This window comes from Arthrobacter sp. 'calajunan' (assembly GCF_046940185.1).
Classification (GTDB): Bacteria; Actinomycetota; Actinomycetes; order Actinomycetales; family Micrococcaceae; genus Glutamicibacter; species Glutamicibacter soli.
On the sequence record NZ_JBKZDY010000037.1, the window covers coordinates 1 to 294 of the forward strand.

The 294-nt window shown below is 53.4% G+C and carries 1 rRNA gene; it reads left to right on the forward strand.

Features of this window, described 5'->3' with window-relative positions:
• A 23S ribosomal RNA gene (locus RF641_RS17550) occupies positions 1-294 on the forward strand; the annotation flags it as partial.

Here is a 294-nt window from a genome sequence, read left to right on the forward strand (position 1 = left end):
ATCTACGCTGGTGGGATGAGGTGCAGGCGTATAGGAGAATCGGTTGGAATGCCGGACCAGAGAGGGTGTTAGTCCCGTAGGAGTAATGCGTGTCTGCCGTTCTTGTGTGGATGCCCGAGAAGCACGGGGCCCGTGAAACCTTGTGTGAATCTGCCAGGACCACCTGGTAAGCCTGAATACTACTTGATGACCGATAGTGAATCTGTACCGTGAGGGAATGGTGAAAAGTACCCCGGGAGGGGAGTGAAATAGTACCTGAAACCGTGCGCTTACAATCCGTTAGAGCAGCCACTT